At 69.0% G+C, this 16,013-nt stretch carries 13 protein-coding genes and 1 pseudogene; 2 read left to right on the forward strand and 12 right to left on the reverse strand.

What is annotated here, in order from left to right:
• Window positions 1–9 precede the first annotated feature (9 nt).
• From PV762_RS26415 to PV762_RS26460, 10 genes and pseudogenes are all read right to left on the reverse strand, one after another.
• Complete coding sequence (locus PV762_RS26415) at window positions 10–684, reverse strand: YfgM family protein (RefSeq protein WP_421037972.1); 675 nt, start codon at window positions 682–684, stop codon at window positions 10–12.
• Between the two features lie 38 nt (window positions 685–722).
• The gene (hisS, locus tag PV762_RS26420; protein WP_421037973.1) at window positions 723–2,030 is read right to left on the reverse strand and encodes a histidine--tRNA ligase; all 1,308 of its coding nucleotides are present in this window, start codon (window positions 2,028–2,030) and stop codon (window positions 723–725) included.
• Complete coding sequence (gene ispG / locus PV762_RS26425; RefSeq protein ID WP_421037988.1) at window positions 2,027–3,367, reverse strand: flavodoxin-dependent (E)-4-hydroxy-3-methylbut-2-enyl-diphosphate synthase; 1,341 nt, start codon at window positions 3,365–3,367, stop codon at window positions 2,027–2,029. Before ispG ends, hisS begins: the two co-directional genes overlap by 4 nt.
• Before the next feature lie 74 nt (window positions 3,368–3,441).
• Complete coding sequence (locus PV762_RS26430; RefSeq protein ID WP_421037974.1) at window positions 3,442–4,530, reverse strand: RodZ domain-containing protein; 1,089 nt, start codon at window positions 4,528–4,530, stop codon at window positions 3,442–3,444.
• A gap of 10 nt (window positions 4,531–4,540) precedes the next feature.
• A complete protein-coding gene (gene pilW, locus PV762_RS26435) occupies window positions 4,541–5,371 on the reverse strand; it encodes a type IV pilus biogenesis/stability protein PilW (RefSeq protein WP_421037975.1) in 831 nt (276 codons plus the stop codon).
• A complete protein-coding gene (rlmN, locus tag PV762_RS26440; RefSeq protein ID WP_421037976.1) occupies window positions 5,368–6,513 on the reverse strand; it encodes a 23S rRNA (adenine(2503)-C(2))-methyltransferase RlmN in 1,146 nt (381 codons plus the stop codon). Before rlmN ends, pilW begins: the two co-directional genes overlap by 4 nt.
• 60 nt (window positions 6,514–6,573) lie before the next feature.
• Window positions 6,574–6,999, reverse strand: a complete 426-nt coding sequence (gene ndk, locus PV762_RS26445; protein WP_421037977.1) for a nucleoside-diphosphate kinase — start codon at window positions 6,997–6,999, stop codon at window positions 6,574–6,576.
• A 178-nt stretch (window positions 7,000–7,177) separates the two neighbouring features.
• Window positions 7,178–9,370, reverse strand: coding sequence for a pseudouridine synthase (locus PV762_RS26450; protein WP_421037978.1), 2,193 nt, complete (start codon window positions 9,368–9,370; stop codon window positions 7,178–7,180).
• 71 nt (window positions 9,371–9,441) lie between these two features.
• Window positions 9,442–10,248: pseudogene (scpB, locus tag PV762_RS26455) on the reverse strand (SMC-Scp complex subunit ScpB); the annotation flags it as partial.
• A gap of 324 nt (window positions 10,249–10,572) precedes the next feature.
• The gene (locus PV762_RS26460; protein ID WP_421037979.1) at window positions 10,573–11,670 is read right to left on the reverse strand and encodes an RluA family pseudouridine synthase; all 1,098 of its coding nucleotides are present in this window, start codon (window positions 11,668–11,670) and stop codon (window positions 10,573–10,575) included.
• Window positions 11,671–11,812: 142 nt separating this feature from the next.
• On the opposite strand from PV762_RS26460, the gene PV762_RS26465 reads away from it, so the two are divergent.
• Entirely contained in the window at window positions 11,813–12,595 is a 783-nt protein-coding gene (locus PV762_RS26465) for an outer membrane protein assembly factor BamD (RefSeq protein WP_421037989.1), read from the forward strand.
• A 66-nt stretch (window positions 12,596–12,661) separates the two neighbouring features.
• Here the strand turns inward: PV762_RS26465 and PV762_RS26470 are convergent, their stop codons facing one another.
• Together PV762_RS26470 and PV762_RS26475 are read right to left on the reverse strand one after the other, a co-directional pair.
• Window positions 12,662–14,827, reverse strand: coding sequence for an ATP-dependent DNA helicase (locus tag PV762_RS26470; protein ID WP_421037980.1), 2,166 nt, complete (start codon window positions 14,825–14,827; stop codon window positions 12,662–12,664).
• Entirely contained in the window at window positions 14,814–15,044 is a 231-nt protein-coding gene (locus PV762_RS26475) for a YdcH family protein (RefSeq protein ID WP_421037981.1), read from the reverse strand. The genes PV762_RS26470 and PV762_RS26475 overlap by 14 nt, the downstream gene beginning before the upstream one ends.
• A 52-nt stretch (window positions 15,045–15,096) precedes the next feature.
• Between PV762_RS26475 and PV762_RS26480 the strand changes: the two genes are divergently transcribed.
• Window positions 15,097–15,864, forward strand: a complete 768-nt coding sequence (locus tag PV762_RS26480; RefSeq protein ID WP_421037982.1) for a PP2C family protein-serine/threonine phosphatase — start codon at window positions 15,097–15,099, stop codon at window positions 15,862–15,864.
• Window positions 15,865–16,013: the final 149 nt, after the last annotated feature.

Genomic DNA, 16,013 nt, shown 5'->3' on the forward strand with positions numbered 1-16,013 from the left:
GCCCGGCCTTCACTGGGCGGCTCCCGCGGCCGGTTCGTCCCCGCCGACCGCAACGCCCAGGCTGGCCAGCTTCACTTCGAGCAGGCGGCGATAGTCGAGTTGCTTGTCCAGGCCGTCGTAGGCCTTCTTGAACTCGGCCTTGGCGACGTCGGGCTTGTTCTGCAGCAGCGCCAGGTCACCGCGGCGATCCGCGACCAGCGCGGCGAAGTCAGCGCTCTTGACGGCGTCCAGCGTCTTGCCGGCCTCGTCGAACTGCTTGGCGTCCATCTGCAGCGCGGCCAGGCGCAGGCGCGACAGATCGCGATTGGCGTCGCCCTTGGCGCTCGAAGCGGCCCAGGCCAAGGTGGCGCGGGCCTCGTCGGCCTTTTCCTTGTCCAGCTGCAGCTTGGCGGTGACCAGCGCGGCCTGCGCGGCGTAGCCGGTGCCGGCGAAGTCCTGCTTCAGAGTGCCAAAGACGGCCACGGTCTTGCCCAGGTCGCCGGCCTGCGCCGCACGCTGCAGTTCGCCGAACATCGCGCCGGCCTTGGCCGCCTCGGTGCGCTGCCAGTAGTTCCAGCCGGTCCAGCCCGCGTAGGCGACCAGCGCCAGGGTCAGCAGCCAGGTGATCGGATTGCCCCAGCGCTTCCAGAACGCCTTGAGCTGCTCCAGCTGTTCCTGTTCTTCGAGATCGAGATGAGCCGCCATGTTCGAGTGAGGGTCCGGTTTGAAATTCGAGGTCGCGATTATGCGGTGCGCAGGTCGACCGCCCATGCGGCTACCGTGTTAAGCGGACGTGTCACTTGTTCGCCCTCGCCGCGCAGCGGCTTGACGGCGACTTCGCCGCGGGCGAGTTCGTCCGTACCGAACACCAGGGCGAATCGGGCGCCCGAGGCGTCGGCCTTCTTGAACTGCGACTTGAACGAGCCACCGCCGGCGTGCATCTGCACCGCGACGCCTCCGGCGCGCAGCGCTTCCAGCACGGGGATCGCCTGCGGCAGCGCAGTCGCATCCGGCAGGATCGCATAGACGTCCGGCGACGACGACGACACCGGCAGGCCCAGTTCGTCGATCAGCAGCAGCAGTCGCTCGATGCCGAGGCCGAAGCCCACGGCCGGCGTCGACTTGCCGCCGAGTTGCTCGAACAGCCCGTCGTAGCGGCCGCCGCCGCAGACCGTGCCCTGGGAGCCGAGCTGGTCGGTCACCCATTCGAAAACAGTCAGGTTGTAGTAGTCCATGCCGCGCACCAGACGCGTGTTGATGCGGTACTCCAGGCCGGCGGCGTCGAGGATCGCGCGAACGGCGTTGAAGTGCGCCAGCGTCTCCTCGCCGAGAAAGTCCATCAGCTTGGGCGCGGCCTCGACCACCGGCTGCATCGCCGGGTTCTTGGTGTCGAGGATGCGCAGCGGATTGGTGTGCAGGCGGCGCCTGCCGTCCTCGTCCAGCTTGTCGGCGTGCGCCTCGAAGTGGGCGATCAGCGCGGCGCGGTGCGCGGCGCGCGCCGCCGGCTGGCCCAGCGAGTTCAGTTCCAGCCGCACGTGCTCGCCGACGACCAGGCCCAGCTCCTGCCAGAGGCGGCGGACCATCAGGATGATCTCGGCGTCCACGTCCGGGCCGGCGAAGCCCAGCGCCTCGACGTCCAGCTGGTTGAACTGGCGGTAGCGGCCCTTCTGGGGACGCTCGTGACGGAACATCGGTCCCATCGTCCACAGGCGCAGCGGGCCGTTGTACAGCGCGTTGTGCTCGACCATCGCGCGGACGATGCCGGCGGTGGCTTCCGGACGCAGCGTCAGCTGGTCGCCGTTCAGGCTGTCGGTGAAGGAGTACATCTCCTTCTCGACGATGTCGGTCACCTCGCCCAGGCCGCGCACGAACAGCGCGGTCGGCTCGACGATCGGGGTCAGCATGTACTGGTAGCCGTAGCGCTGCAGCACGTCGCGCAGCGTGGTCTCGAACCAGCTCCACAGCTGGCTGCTCGGCAGCTTGTCCTTGCGGTCGACGCTGGCCGGGAGGATGTCGTTCATCCCCTTCACGGCCTGGATGTTCTTGCTCATGCGGTGGTGGTGCTCGTAGTGCTTGCGGCGCTCGCCGCGCCCGCGCCGAAGCGCTTTTCGATGTAGGTCTCGACCAGGGCGTGGAACTCGCCGGCGATGTTGTCGCCGCGCAGGGTCAGCGCCTTCTCGCCGTCGATGAAGACGGGCGCCGCCGGCGCCTCGCCGTTGCCCGGCAGGCTGATGCCGATATCGGCATGCTTGCTCTCGCCGGGGCCGTTGACGATGCAGCCCATCACCGCGACCTTCATGGTCTCGACGCCGGGGTACTTTTCGCGCCAGACCGGCATCTGGGCGCGCAGGAAATCGTCGATCTGCTTGGCCAGTTCCTGGAAGGTCGTGCTGGTCGTGCGACCGCAGCCGGGGCAGGCGGTGACGCTCGGGTTGAACGCGCGCAGACCCAGCGACTGCAGGATCTCCAGCGCGACCACCACTTCCTGCGTGCGCGATTCGCCGGGCTGAGGCGTCAGCGAGACGCGGATCGTGTCGCCGATGCCTTCCTGCAGCAGCACCGCCAGCGCGGCGGCCGAGGCCACCGTGCCCTTCGTGCCCATGCCGGCTTCCGTCAGACCCAGGTGCAGCGCGTAATCGCAGCGCCGGCTCAGCGCGCGGTAGACCGAGATCAGGTCCTGCACGCCGCTGACCTTGCAGCTGATGATGATGTTGTCGGGGTTCATGCCCAGTTCGCGGGCATAGGACGCCGACGACAGCGCCGACTGGATCAGCGCCTGGTACATGACCTGCTTGCCGTCCCAGGGCGAGGCGCGCTTCGCGTTGTCGTCCATCATCTGGGCGAGCAGTTCCTGGTCCAGGCTGCCCCAGTTGACGCCGATGCGTACGACCTTGTCGTACTGCATCGCGGCCTCGATCATCTGCGCGAACTGCCGGTCCTTCTTGTCGCCCTTGCCGACGTTGCCCGGATTGATCCGGTACTTGGACAGCGCCTGCGCCATGGCCGGGTGCTCGGTCAGCAGCCGGTGGCCGTTGTAGTGGAAGTCGCCGACCAGCGGCACGTCGACGCCCATGCGGTCGAGCTGTTCGCGGATGTGCGGGACGGCGTCGGCGGCCTCGGCGTTGTTGACGGTGATGCGGACCAGCTCCGAGCCGGCCTGCGCCAGCTCCTTGATCTGGATCGCCGTCTCGATGACGTCGACGGTGTCGGTGTTGGTCATCGACTGCACGCGCACGGGCGCGTCGCCGCCGATCGTGACGATGCGGCTGCCCCAGCGCACCTGGGCCTGACGCGACCGTCGTGCCGACGGCGCGGCGGCGACGATCAGGTCGGACAGGTCGCCGGCGGCATCGGCTGCGGCGAGATCGGGAGTGGCTTGCTTGTGCATCATGCGGCGCTCTTGCGAGGGAAATACGGCTGGTGCGGCGCCCGGAGGGTCGGGTTCGATCCGGTCAGTTCAGTTCAATTCAGTTCGACGCGGGCGACGTTGTCGCGCGACCGCGCGGCGAGGTCCACCGGCTGGCCGCGGAACACCAGTTCCGTGCCGGACACGTTGCCCACGCGCAGCTTCAACGGGGCGACGCCGTTCACGTCGACCAGGTCGCCGGGTCTGAGCAGTCGCGACAGCAACACTTGGCCCTTGGCGTCGACGACCTCGACCCAGGCCTCGGCGCTGGCGCGGACTTTCAAGGGCGAGGTGCCGGGTGCGGGGGCGCCGGCCTGGACCGGTTGACCGCCTTGAGCGCCTTGAGCGCTTTGGCCGGCGGGCGCCGCGCCAGGCGGCATCGGAGCAGTCGTCGACGGCGTGACGGTGGACGTCGCCGCGGTCGGGGCGTTGACCGAGGGCGTGGGCGAAACCGTCGTCTGTGGCGTGGGCGCCGCCTGGGTCGTGGGCGACGTCGACGACGTCGGCGGCGTTGCGCCCACATTGGTCTGCGACGCCGGGTCGGAGGTGCTCACCACCGGCGCCTCGATGTTCGTCGGCGGAGCCTCCGTCGTGGCGGGTGGGGTGCCGGCGACGTTGCCCGGGCCGGGCGCCGTGACGGTGGAAGAGTTGGCGCGCTGGAAGCGTTGCGTGACATGGTCGATCCAGCTCGACGGGATGGCGTAGACCGCCACCGCAGCGATCAGCAGCACGCCGACGCCCAGCACTGCCGGACGCTTGAGCAAGGCCGTCGACAACGCGGGATCCTGGCTCACCGAGCGCGCGCGGAAGGGCTGGTTCAGGCCTGGCGTCACCCGGTCGAGCGAGGCTTCCGCACCGCTGGTCGGCAGCAGGACCAACACCTGCGCGGCATCCAGCTTCATGACGCGACACAACGAGCGCGCCAGCGCGCGGGCGAAGGTCGCGTCGGGCAGATCCTGGTAGCGATCGGCCTCGAGGGCCTCCAGCTTGGACTGCGGCACCTTCAAGGTCGCGGCCAGCGCGGCGATGTGCAGGCCGCGGGCCTCGCGCGCACGTCGCAGCACGGCGCCGGCCGAGCTGGGCGCGGACATGGAAGCAGCGAAATCGGCTGCGAGCGACGCCTCGTCGGTGGCCGTCGGAGTCATGCGATGTCCCTCATTCATCGAATCGACCGTTGTTCAATGCCTGCGTCTCGGCCGCCTGCGGGTACTTGCGCCGCATTTGCTGGCCGAGGTCGTCCATGTTGGACGTGTTGCCCAGGCGGCGCTCGATGCGCAGCTCCAGCCAGAGGCTGGCGGCATTCGCCTGTTCCACGTTGCTGTTGACGCGACGCGCATAGAAGCGCGCCCGCTCGTATTCCCCCTGGCGGTACAGCACTTCGCCCAGGTTCATGGCGATGGTCGGATTGCCGGGTTCGGCCTCGAAGGCCTTGGTCAGATGGGCCTGCGCCGGCACCAGACGGCCTTCGCGCGCCTCGCAGGCGCCCCAGGCCAGCAGCGTGCGCGACGGCGTGCGATAGGTCGGCAGGGCCAGGGCCGCGTCGAACTGCTGGTAGGCCTCGGCATAGCGCTGGCGCTGGCACAGGAACCAGCCGTAATTGTGCAGCGTGTCCCCGTTGTTGCGATCGCGCGCCAGTTGCTGCTTGAAGCCGTCCTCGGCCAGCCCGAATTCGCCCATCGCGGCGTAGATCAGATTGCGCAGATGCATCGCCTCGGGCATGTCGGGCTTGGCGGCCATCGCCAGCTTGACCTCGTCCAGCGCGGTCTCGTACTGGCCGCGCGCGAAGTAGCCGCTGGCGAGCTCGATCCGCACCTGCGCCCGACGGTCGTTGTCGGTCTTGTCGCTTTCGGTGCGCGGCTGCTGTTGCTGCCGGCCGCCCGCACATCCGGCCAGGGATCCGGCCAGGGCCGCGGCGACCAGCAGCGCGACGGACAGGGTTCGGGCGGAACGACGCGGAAAGACGGAGCCGGGCAACGGAGCGGTCATGGACGTGAGCCTGTGGGAGTGAGGGGAGCCGATGCCGCGTCACGCTGTACCACCACGGGCGCGCGCACCATGCGCAGATGGACCCGCGTCCGGTCCTGCACCTCGCCGGCCAGTTGGCCGCAGGCGGCGTCGATGTCGTCGCCACGCGTCTTGCGCACGGTCGTCACGATGCCGGCCTGGATGAGCAGGTCGGCGAAGGCCTTCACGCGCTCGTTCGTGCTGCGCTTGAGGCCCGACGCGGGGAAGGGATTGAAAGGGATCAGGTTGATCTTGCAGGGCACCTTGCCCTTGAGCAGCGCGATCAGCTCGCGGGCCTGCTCCGGCGAGTCGTTCACCTCCTGCAGCATGCAGTACTCGAAGGTGATGAAGTCGCGGGGCGCCCTGTCCAGATAGGCGTTGCAGCTCGCCAGCAGTTCCGCGATCGGGTACTTGCGGTTGAGCGGCACCAGCTGGTCACGCAGCGGGTCGGTGGGCGCGTGCAGCGACACGGCCAGCGCCACCGGCACATCCTCGCGCAGGCGGTCGATCATCGGGACCACGCCCGAAGTCGACACCGTCACGCGGCGTCGCGACAGGCCGTAGCCATGGTCGTCCAGCATCATGCGCAGGGCCGGGACCAGCGCGCCGTAGTTCTGCAGCGGCTCGCCCATGCCCATCATCACGACGTTGGAGATGATGCGTTCGTCCTTGCCCAGGCGCTGGCGCAGCGAATGCTCGGCGTACCAGAGCTGGGCGACGATCTCCCAGGTCTCGAGGTTGCGGCTGAAGCCTTGATGGCCGGTCGAGCAGAAGCGGCAGCCCACGGCGCAGCCGGCCTGGCTGGAGATGCACAGCGTGGCCCGGTCGTCCTCGGGGATGTAGACCGCCTCGACGGCGTTGCCCTGGCCGACGTCGAACAACCACTTGATGGTGCCGTCGGCCGAGACATGTTCGGAGATCACCGGCAGTGCGGTGATGTGGGCGCGCCCGGCCAGCTTGTCGCGCAGCGACTTGGCCAGGTCGGACATCTGGGTGAAGTCCGACGCGCCCTTCTGATGGATCCAGCGGAACAGCTGGGTCGCGCGGAAGCGCTTCTCCCCCAGCTGCTCGCAGTACGCGGCCAGGCCTTGCAGATCGAATCCGAGCAGGTTGACCGTGTCCATCATGCGTTCCTCGTTTCCACTCAGGGCCTCATGGCCCGGAGGTCAGAGGCCTTGCCCGTTTCAGCGGGCGTTGATTTCCAGGCCGGAGAAGAAGAAGGCCACTTCCACGGCGGCCGTCTCGGCGGCGTCCGAGCCGTGCACGGCGTTCGCGTCGATGCTGTCGGCGAAGTCGGCGCGGATGGTGCCCTTCTCGGCCTTCTTCGGATCGGTCGCGCCCATCAGGTCACGGTTCTTCAGGATGGCGCCTTCGCCTTCCAGCACCTGGATCTGCACCGGGCCGGAGATCATGAAGGTCACCAGGTCGTTGAAGAACGGGCGGGCCTTGTGCACGGCGTAGAACGCTTCGGCTTCGGCGCGCGACAGCTGCTTCTGCTTGGAGGCGATGATCTTCAGGCCGGCGCCTTCGAAGCGGGTGTAGATCTGGCCGATGACGTTCTTGGCCACGGCATCGGGCTTGATGATGGAGAGGGTGCGTTCGATGGCCATGTCTTTTTCCTTGAAAATCTTGGGCTTGGCAAAGCCCGGGATTGTAATGCGTGAAGTCAAGCCCCCAAGTGACATCGCGTTATCAGCGGCCTGTCACCGAAAGGCAAAAAGCCGGGATGGAACCCGGCCGGTCCGCCCCGCTCCGCCGGGCTGGCGGGAACGGAGCACTGACACATGATCAGCGGCGACCGCGGCCACCGCCACCGCCGCCACCATGCCCGCCACCGCCGCCGCCGCGACGTCCGCCGCCCCGGTTGTTGCTGCGGTTGATGAAGGCATCGGCGCCTATGTAGCCCATCGAGGTCTTCATCGGATCCGGCTGGTGTTCGCCACCCGGACCACGCTTGTTGCCTTGGTTCGGGTTATGGCCGGAATCGCTGCCGCCCTTCCCGAAGCCCTGCGGAATGCGCTTGCTGCCGGTCGCGAAGCGGCGGTCGAAGGTCTGCTCCAACGGGTTGATGTGCTTCGGGATGAAGTCGTCATCGTCCTCGTCGCGGGGCCGGCGATCGCGCTCGCGTTCCTGCTGCTGTTGCGGCGGACGCTGCTGATTCTGCTGCGCACGCTGCTCGTTGTTCCGTTGCGGGCGGTCCTGGCGGTCGCCGCGCTGGTCGTTGCGTTGATCGCCACGATGGCCCCGGGGCTCGCCGCGATCGCCGCGATCGCCCCGCTGCTCTCCGCGTTGCTCGTTGCGCGGCTCCGGCCGACTCGGACGCGGACCGTCGCTGTTGCCGCGGCGACGCTTGTCGCCCCGGTCGTTGCGATCGTTCTGGCGCGGCGGGCGCGGCTCGTTGCCGGCCAGCTGGCGGATGATGCGCACGTCGGCGTCGCCGAGCTCGATGTACACGCCGCGGCGCAGGCCGCGTGGCAGCACGACGGTGCCGTAGCGGATGCGGATCAGGCGGCTGACGGCCAGGCCGACGGTCTCGAACAGCTTGCGGACTTCGCGGTTGCGGCCTTCGGTGATGACGACGCGGTACCAGCGGTTCACGCCTTCCCCGCCGCCGTCCTCGATGCTCTTGAAGCTCGCCTGCTGGCCGTCGACGTCGACGCCGGTCAGCAGCTTCTCCTTCTGCTCCTTGCTCAGCGAGCCCAGCACGCGGACCGCGTACTCGCGCTCGACGCCGAAGCGCGGATGCATCAGCAGATTGGCCAGTTCACCGGAATTGGTGAACAACAGCAAGCCTTCAGTGTTCAGGTCCAGACGACCGACCGACTGCCACTTGCCCTGCGGCAGGCGCGGCAGGCCGCGGAAGACGGTGGGACGGCCTTCGGGGTCGTTGAAGGTCACGACCTCGCCGACGGGCTTGTGGTACGCCAGGATCCGCGGCGCCACCGGGGCGATGCGGACCTTGATCGGCTTGCCGGCCACGGCGACTCGGTCGCCGTAGGAGATGCGCTGACCGACGTGGGCGACCTCGTCGTTCACCGTGATCTGACCCTTGGCGATCATGTCCTCGATGTCACGGCGCGAGCCGACGCCGGCCTGCGCCAGCACCTTCTGCAGCTTGGGCGCGTCGGCATCGGGGGCGAGCACGCGCTTGGTGGGCTGATCGGCGGCTTCGGAGCCCTCGTCGGACGAGGCCTCGACATCGGCACCTTCTTCGGACGCGGCGGGCGCGTCGACGTCATCCTCGGCGTCGGCATCGAAGGCACCGGACACCAACGCATCGAAGCGCGCCTGCGCCTCGGCCTGGAGCTGGGCGCTGTCGGCCTGCGACGGCGCGGCATCGGCGCCTTCGCCGGCGCCCGACACCTGGCGCTGCGCCTGGGCCGGTTGACCGTCAGCCGACTCGCGGTCACGGTCGCGACCCCGGCGGCGGCGGTTGCGTCCGCGACCTTCGCGTTCGCCGCTGAGGTCGCCTTCGGCGCCCTCGACGCCGTCACCGACCACGGGGCCAGCTTCACGCGATTCACGCGATTCACGCGATTCACGCGGCTCGGACGCGACCAGCTCGCCGACCGCTCCGGCCACCGCCGACACCGGCGCGGGCGAGACCTCGACGGTCGCGACCGGCACGTGGATCGTGGGGCGTTCGGATGGCGCCGGGGCGGCGTCCGCCTCGGCGACGGCTTCAGCAGCCTCGGCGACCTTCTTCGACGTGCGGCGCTTGGGCTTGGGCGTGTCGGCCTCCTCGGCGCCAGGGGGCGCGGCCGGCACGTCCACCTGCACTTCTGCAGGTGCTTCGGCGGCGGCCGTCTTGCGACGTGCGCGCGGCTTGGGCGCCTCCTCGGCCGCCGGCGCGGCGACCGGGTCGGACGCCTCCACCGGCGCCGCGGCAGCCTTGCGGGTGCGCTTGGGTTTCGCGGGCGCGTCGGCCGGGTCGGTCGTCAGCGTCTCGGGCTTGGAATCGTCGATATCGTTGGAATTCATGTGTCGGCTTGCACCTTGTCAGCGGTGGACACGGCCCCTTCCCGGGGCGCTCAAGTGGGCTCGGGGTTGACGGCCCCAGCCTGTGGTTCTTCACCCGGTTCGCGCGTGGCGACCGGCTTGGAGTCGTCTTCAGTGGCGGCGTCCGAAGATTCGGGCGCCACCGGGTTCGTTTCAGCAGTCTCGGGCGTTTCTGCCGCCTCCACCGTCTCCGCGACTTCCGCCGTGTCAGCCGCTTGCGCCGCCTCGACGGTTTCCGCAGCTTCCGCGGCCTGCGCCGGTTCGGCCGGCTCGATCTCGACCATCACGTCGCCGGGCGGCTCCTCGAGCAGCGAGGCCTGCAGCGCCCCGGCGATGGGCGTCGGGTCGCCGCCCTGGATCAGGGCCGGCAGCTGCTCCAGCGAATGCAGTCCCAGATCGTCCAGGAAATGCTTCGTCGTCGCATACAGCGCCGGTCGGCCCGGCGCCTCGCGGTGCCCGATGACCTCGATCCAGTCGCGGTCCTCGAGCTGCTTGATGATGGGCGTGGCCACCACCACGCCGCGGATGTCCTCGATGTCGCCCCGGGTCACCGGTTGACGGTAGGCGATGATCGCCAGCGTCTCCAGCACCGCCCGCGAATACTTGGGCGGCTTCTCCGGATGCAGCCGGTCCAGATGCTCGCGCATCTCGGGCCGGCTCTGGAAGCGCCAGCCGGAGGACAAGGCCACCAGTTCGACGCCCCGCCCCTCCCATTCGCGCAGAAGCTCGTCGAGCAGCGACCGCACGCTGTCGCCGTTGAGCTCGTCCGCGAACAGCGAGCGCATGTCACGCAGCGTCAGCGGCGCCTGCGCACACAGCAGCGCCGTTTCCAGGACCCGTTTGGCCTCCTGCGTATTCATCGGATCAGCATGCGCTCAGCATGGGCTCAGTTCATGTCGCCGGCCTCGGGGCCGGTCAAATCGGTGTGTGTCGCCATCTTGGGCGTCGGCGACGGCCATGGGCCGCGCCGGACGGGTTCGATCTGCTTGCTTGGGAGCTCCGCGCTCCAACAACGGCCGCCGCTCAGTGGGTGGATCCGGCCGGTCAGTGGGGCGCCGCGTCGGTGCGCGGCCTGCGCTGCGAACGGGGTCGACTGCCAGCCCGTCGCCGCCTTGCGCACGTTCTTCACGTGGGTGTCAGCGCAAGGAATAGGAAGCATTGTAGCGCGACCGCGCGGACTGCTCTCAGAACACCGGATCGGGCAAACCCGCGACGCGCCAACCGGACGCCAGCTGCCCGGGCAACGGGGCATCGAAGCGCAAGACCTCGCCGGTGATCGGGTGCGCGAAACCGAGCCGCGCCGCATGCAGCGCCTGGCGCGGCACGCCCAGCGCCTCCGCCCCGCCGTAGAGCGCGTCGGACACCAGCGCGTGCCCGCGGTGCGCGGCATGCACGCGGATCTGGTGCGTGCGGCCCGAGTGCAGCACGCAGTGCAGCGAGGACACGGTCCGGCCCAGGCCGCGCGCGTCCTGCCACTCGCCTTCGCCCAGCTTGAAGAAGTCGGTGCGCGCCGGCTTGCCGCCGCCGACCACCGCCATCCGCGTGCGCGACTGCGGATCGCGACCGATGGGCGCGTCGACGGTCCACTCGTCGGGCGTGCGGCCGTGCACCAGCGCGAGGTACTCGCGATGCACCTCGCGCGCCGCGATCATCCGGACCAGGGCGGTCACCGCCGCCAGCGTCTTTCCGACCACCATCAAGCCCGAGGTGTCCTTGTCCAGCCGATGCACGATGCCCGCGCGGGGCAGCGTCGCTGCCCTGGCATGGTGGGCCAGCAGCCCGTTCATCAGGGTGCCGGACCAGTTGCCCGCCGCCGGATGGACGACCAGGCCGGCCGGCTTGTTCACGACGAGCAGATGCTCGTCCTCGAAGACGATGTCGAGCGCGAGCGGCTCTGGCCGGAAGGCCAGCGCCTCTTCGGTCGGAACCAGGTCGACGACCAGCACCTGTCCGAGCCGGGGCTTGCGCGACGCATGGGTGACGCGCTGCCCGTCGAGGGTGACGCAGCCGCGCTCGATGAGCCCCTGCAGATGGCTGCGGGAGAACTCCGGCGCCAGTTGCACCAGCCACTTGTCCAGACGCAGCGCCAGCTCGTCGGGGCCGGCCTCGGCGCTGCGGCGCTCGGGGGCGTCGGCGCCGACGTCCTGGGCGTCGTCCACGCCTTCGGGGCGCGCAGCGGCGCCCTCGGGCCGTCCGCCGGGCTTCTCCCCCGGTTTCTCACCCGGTTTCTCACCCGGGTAAAGCCCGTTCCGTGCCGCCGGGTCGTGACCGACCTGAACCATATAATCGCCGCTCCAATTTCAGATGAGGGCCGCCGTGGCGCGCGCCCTGTGGACCATGATCGAGACTCGGGTGTTGCGCCGCCGGACTGCGGATTCTTCTGACGTGTCCGGCTCCTGGCGCGCCGCGTGGCGCAGCGTGGCGATGACCGCCGCGACCGCTGCCGTGCTGGGGCTGGCCGCCTGTTCGTCGGCCCCCAAGGAGGACCCGAATTCCCAGGCCAACCTGGAGAAATTGTACGCAGAGGCCAAGGAGGACATGCTCTCCGGCTCCTACGACCGGGCGATCAAGACGCTGGAACGCATCGAAGGCCGCGCGGCGGGCACCACGTTGGGCCAGCAGGCGCAGCTGGACCTGGCCTGGGCGAACTACAAGAGCGGCGAGCGCGTGCAGGCCGTGACGGTGCTGGACCGCTTCATCAAGCTCAACCCGTCGAGCCCGGCGCTGGACTACGCGCTGTACATGAAAGGCCTGGTCAACTTCAACGACGACCTCGGCCTGTTCGGCCGCATCGCCCGGCAGGACATCAGCGAGCGCGACCAGCAGGCCGCCCGCGACTCGATGCAGGCGTTCAAGCAGCTGGTCGAGCAGTTCCCGGAATCGAAGTATGCCGAGGACGGTCGCATCCGCATCGACTACATCACCAACAGCCTCGCGGCCTACGAGGTGCATGTGGCGCGGTACTACTACAACCGCGGCGCCTACCTGGCGGCGGCGAATCGTGGCCAGGCCGCGCTGATGGAGTTCCAGAATGCCCCGGCGCTGGAAGAGGCGCTGTTCCTGATGGTGCAGAGCTACGACAAGCTCGGCCTGGAACAGCTGCGCGACGACAGCCGCCGCGTGTTGCAGTCGAGCTTCCCTGACAGCTACTACCTGACGACCGGAAAAGCCAAGCCCAAAGAGAAATCCTGGTGGGTCATCTGGTGAGCTGAAGCTCGCCAGATCCGGCGCGATCGGAAGGACATCAGCCCGCTCTTGAGCGGGCTTTTTCGTTCATGCGTCGTGGGAGGCCTTCAGCTCGGCGAGCCATGCCTGCGCCGTCGTCTCATCCGGCACCTGCGTCATCGGCGGGAGCGCCCCACGCAGCCGCTTGCCGTAGTGCGAGCCGGCCAGGCGCGGATCGCAGACGACGAGCAGGCCGCGATCGGTCTCCGTGCGGATCAGCCGACCGGCGCCCTGCTTGAGCGCGATCGCCGCCTCGGCGACGAAGTACTCCATGAAAGGATTGCGCCCCTCCGACTCCAGCCGCGCGACGCGGGCCTCCACCAGCGGATCGTTCGGCGGCGGGAACGGCAGCTTGTCGATCAGCACGCATTGCAGCGCGTCGCCGGGCACGTCGATGCCTTCCCAGAAACTGGCCGAACCAACCAGCACCGAGGCCGGCTGATCGACGAACTGCTGCAGCAGCTGACGCTTCGGCATCGTGCCCTGGACCAGCACCTCGATGCGGTGGCCGCCTTCCTCGAAGCGCTGGCGCAGCACGTCGGCCACGGTCTGCAATTGACGCAGCGTCGTCGTCAGGATGAAGGTGCGTCCGCCGAGCCGCGCCGCCAGGCGCGCCCCCAGGCAACCCACCGACTCCCCGTGGTCGGGCTCCGAAGGCTTCGGGAAATGCCTGGGCACGTAGAGCCGCGCATGCGACGCGTAATCGAACGGGCTCCCGACGCGAAGCGTGCGCGCCTGCCCCAGTCCGGCCGGTTCGGTGAACCAGGTGAGCGCCTCGTCCTCGCCCAGCGTCGCCGACGTGAACACCCAGGCCTTGGGCGTGCTGGCGAGCGCCTCCTGCATGGCTTCCCGGATATCCAGCGGCGACTCCATCAAGCGGACCTGGTGCGTGCCGACATCGACCCAGCGCACCGCGCCAGGGTCTGCGGGGCGCGCGAACAGCTGCGCCGTCTTGTAGAGCTCCACGGCGCGCTCGTGCAGCCGCACGAGGTCGGGGCCGACTTCCATCACTGACGCCAGGGCGTCCACGCTGAGTTCGATCGCCTGGGTGACCTGCCTCAGCGCTTCCTCGAAATCGGCGCGACCCGAACACTCGTTCCAGCGCAGCTTGAGCACGCCGCGCAGATCGCGCCCACCCGCGCAGGCCAGCCGGAGCGCGCGTGCCGCGCGCTCGACGCCCCCGGCGATCGCCTGCCACTCCTGCAGCCCGCGCGCATGCGCGAGCCCTTGCGCCAGCATGTCGCGCCCGAAGTCGAAGAGCTGCGCGCTGCCCAGCAGGCGGCCAAGGAAGTTCAGGCCGGCTTCGGGCAGTTGATGGGCTTCGTCGAAGATCGCGACCTCGACGCTGGGCAGCAGTTCCGCGACGCCGCTGTCGCGCAGCACCAGATCGGCGAAGAACAGGTGGTGGTTCACGACGACGAGGTCGGCCTCCATCGCCTCGCGCCGCGCCTTCACGACATGGCAGTCGCGGTAGGACGGGCAGTCCGTGCCCAGACAGTTGTCGCGCGTCGAGCTGACGATCGGGATCACCGGCGAGCGCTCGTCCATGCCGTCGATCTCGGCGAAGTCGCCGGTGTGGGTGGTCATCGCCCATCGCTCGATGCGCGCGAGCTGCGCGACGGCGCGCCGGTCGGGCAGCTCCGCACTGTGGCGCGCCTGCTGCAGCCGGTGCAAGCAGAGGTAACTCCCTCGCCCCTTCAGCAACGCGGCGCGCAGCGGCAGCGCGAAGGTGTCCAGCAGGCGGGGCAGGTCGCGCATGAAGAGCTGGTCTTGCAGGCTTTTCGTCGCCGTGCTGATCAGCGTGCGCCCGCCGCTGAGCAGCGCCGGCACCAGGTAGGCGAAGGTCTTTCCGACGCCGGTGCCGGCCTCGACGACCAGCGTGTCACGCCCCGCGATCGCCTGCGCGACGGCCAGCGCCATGCGCTGCTGGGGCTCACGCGGCGCGTAGCCCGGGCCATGTCGCGACAGCGGGCCGCCGGTGTCGAAGGCGGCGATCACGGACTGTTCCAGCTCCCCCGGACGGAGTTCCTCGGCCGCCGCGCGGGCGCGCGAGGCCGCCAGCGCTGGCGACGCCTCGGCGCCGCCCCAGGGCGCATCCGCCATCAGGTCGTCGGCGGAGTCATCGGTCAGATCGTCCGTCGTGTCCGTCGAGTGGTCCGTCGAGGCGTGCGGCACAGCGGCGATGGCGGGATCGTGGGGGTCAGGCGGGCTCATCGGGATCGCTGGCGCGCTCGAGCCGGGAGATCTCGTCGCGCAGGGCCAGTCGTTGCTTCTTCAGCCGGCGGAGCGTCAGTTCGTCGACGAGCGGCAGGACAGCTTCCGACCCGACGGGCAAGATCCCCATCAACGCGTCGATACGGCCGTCCAACTCTGCATGGGCGATGCGAAGTTCAATCAGACGGCGCGCGGGAGAGTGAAGTTGTTCATCCATAAACGGGGAACCACTCGACCAGGAAGTCGAGCCGGACGATTATAGTTTTGGGATGAGTCGCAACATCCCAGGCTATCGCCTCAGCGCCGCCACCGGCATCCATCGCGGCGATCGTCTGTACCAGCAGGATCAGGTCCAGGTCATCGCGCATCCCAGACAGAGCGGCTGCGTGCTCGGCATCGTCGCCGACGGCATGGGTGGCAAGAGCGGCGGCCGCAAGGCCGCCGACCAGGTCATCCTCACCGCCCAGCAGCTGTTCGAGCGTTTCGTCCCCGGCGAGGAGGACGAATCCGAACTGCTGCGCCAGATCGTGTCCGAATCCCACCTGATGATCCGACTGACGGCGATCTCGGCCGAGGAAGAACCGCACAGCACACTGGCAGCCTACCTGCTGACGGCCGACCGGCGCTGCTTCTGGATCCACACCGGCGACTCCCGGATCTACCACTTCCGCGGCCCCAACATGGTGACGCGCTCGCTGGACCAGTCCTACGTGCAACGTCTGGTCGACGAGGGCCAGATCACCGAGGACGAGGCCCTGGTCCATCCGCAGTCCAACCTGCTGACCGCCTGCCTGGGCACGGTGCAGGAGCCGACGCCGGTCGAGTCCTTCATCGACCACCTGGAGAACGGCGACACGCTGATGTGCTGCAGCGACGGCCTGTGGCACTACTTCTCGCCGGCCGAGCTCGGTACGGTGATGCACAGCCTGCCGCCGCGCGACGGCGCCGAGCTGCTGGTCAACAAGGCGCGCCAGCGCGCCAAGGGCACCGGAGACAACCTCTCGCTGGCGATCGTCCGGCTGGATCCGCTGGAATAAGACGCTCCGGACGAAGCACACCCATCAAGGGCGAGGAAGCGCCCTCCCCCAACGGGAAACGCCGGTCGAGAATGAACTGACCCCAAGAAGTTGGACAGTTGGAAGCTAGGCGCTCATGGCCTGAGCTCGGTACGCCACCGGGCTCAGGC

It is taken from the genome of Mitsuaria sp. CC2 (genome assembly GCF_048957715.1).
Lineage (GTDB): Bacteria > Pseudomonadota > Gammaproteobacteria > Burkholderiales > Burkholderiaceae_C > Roseateles.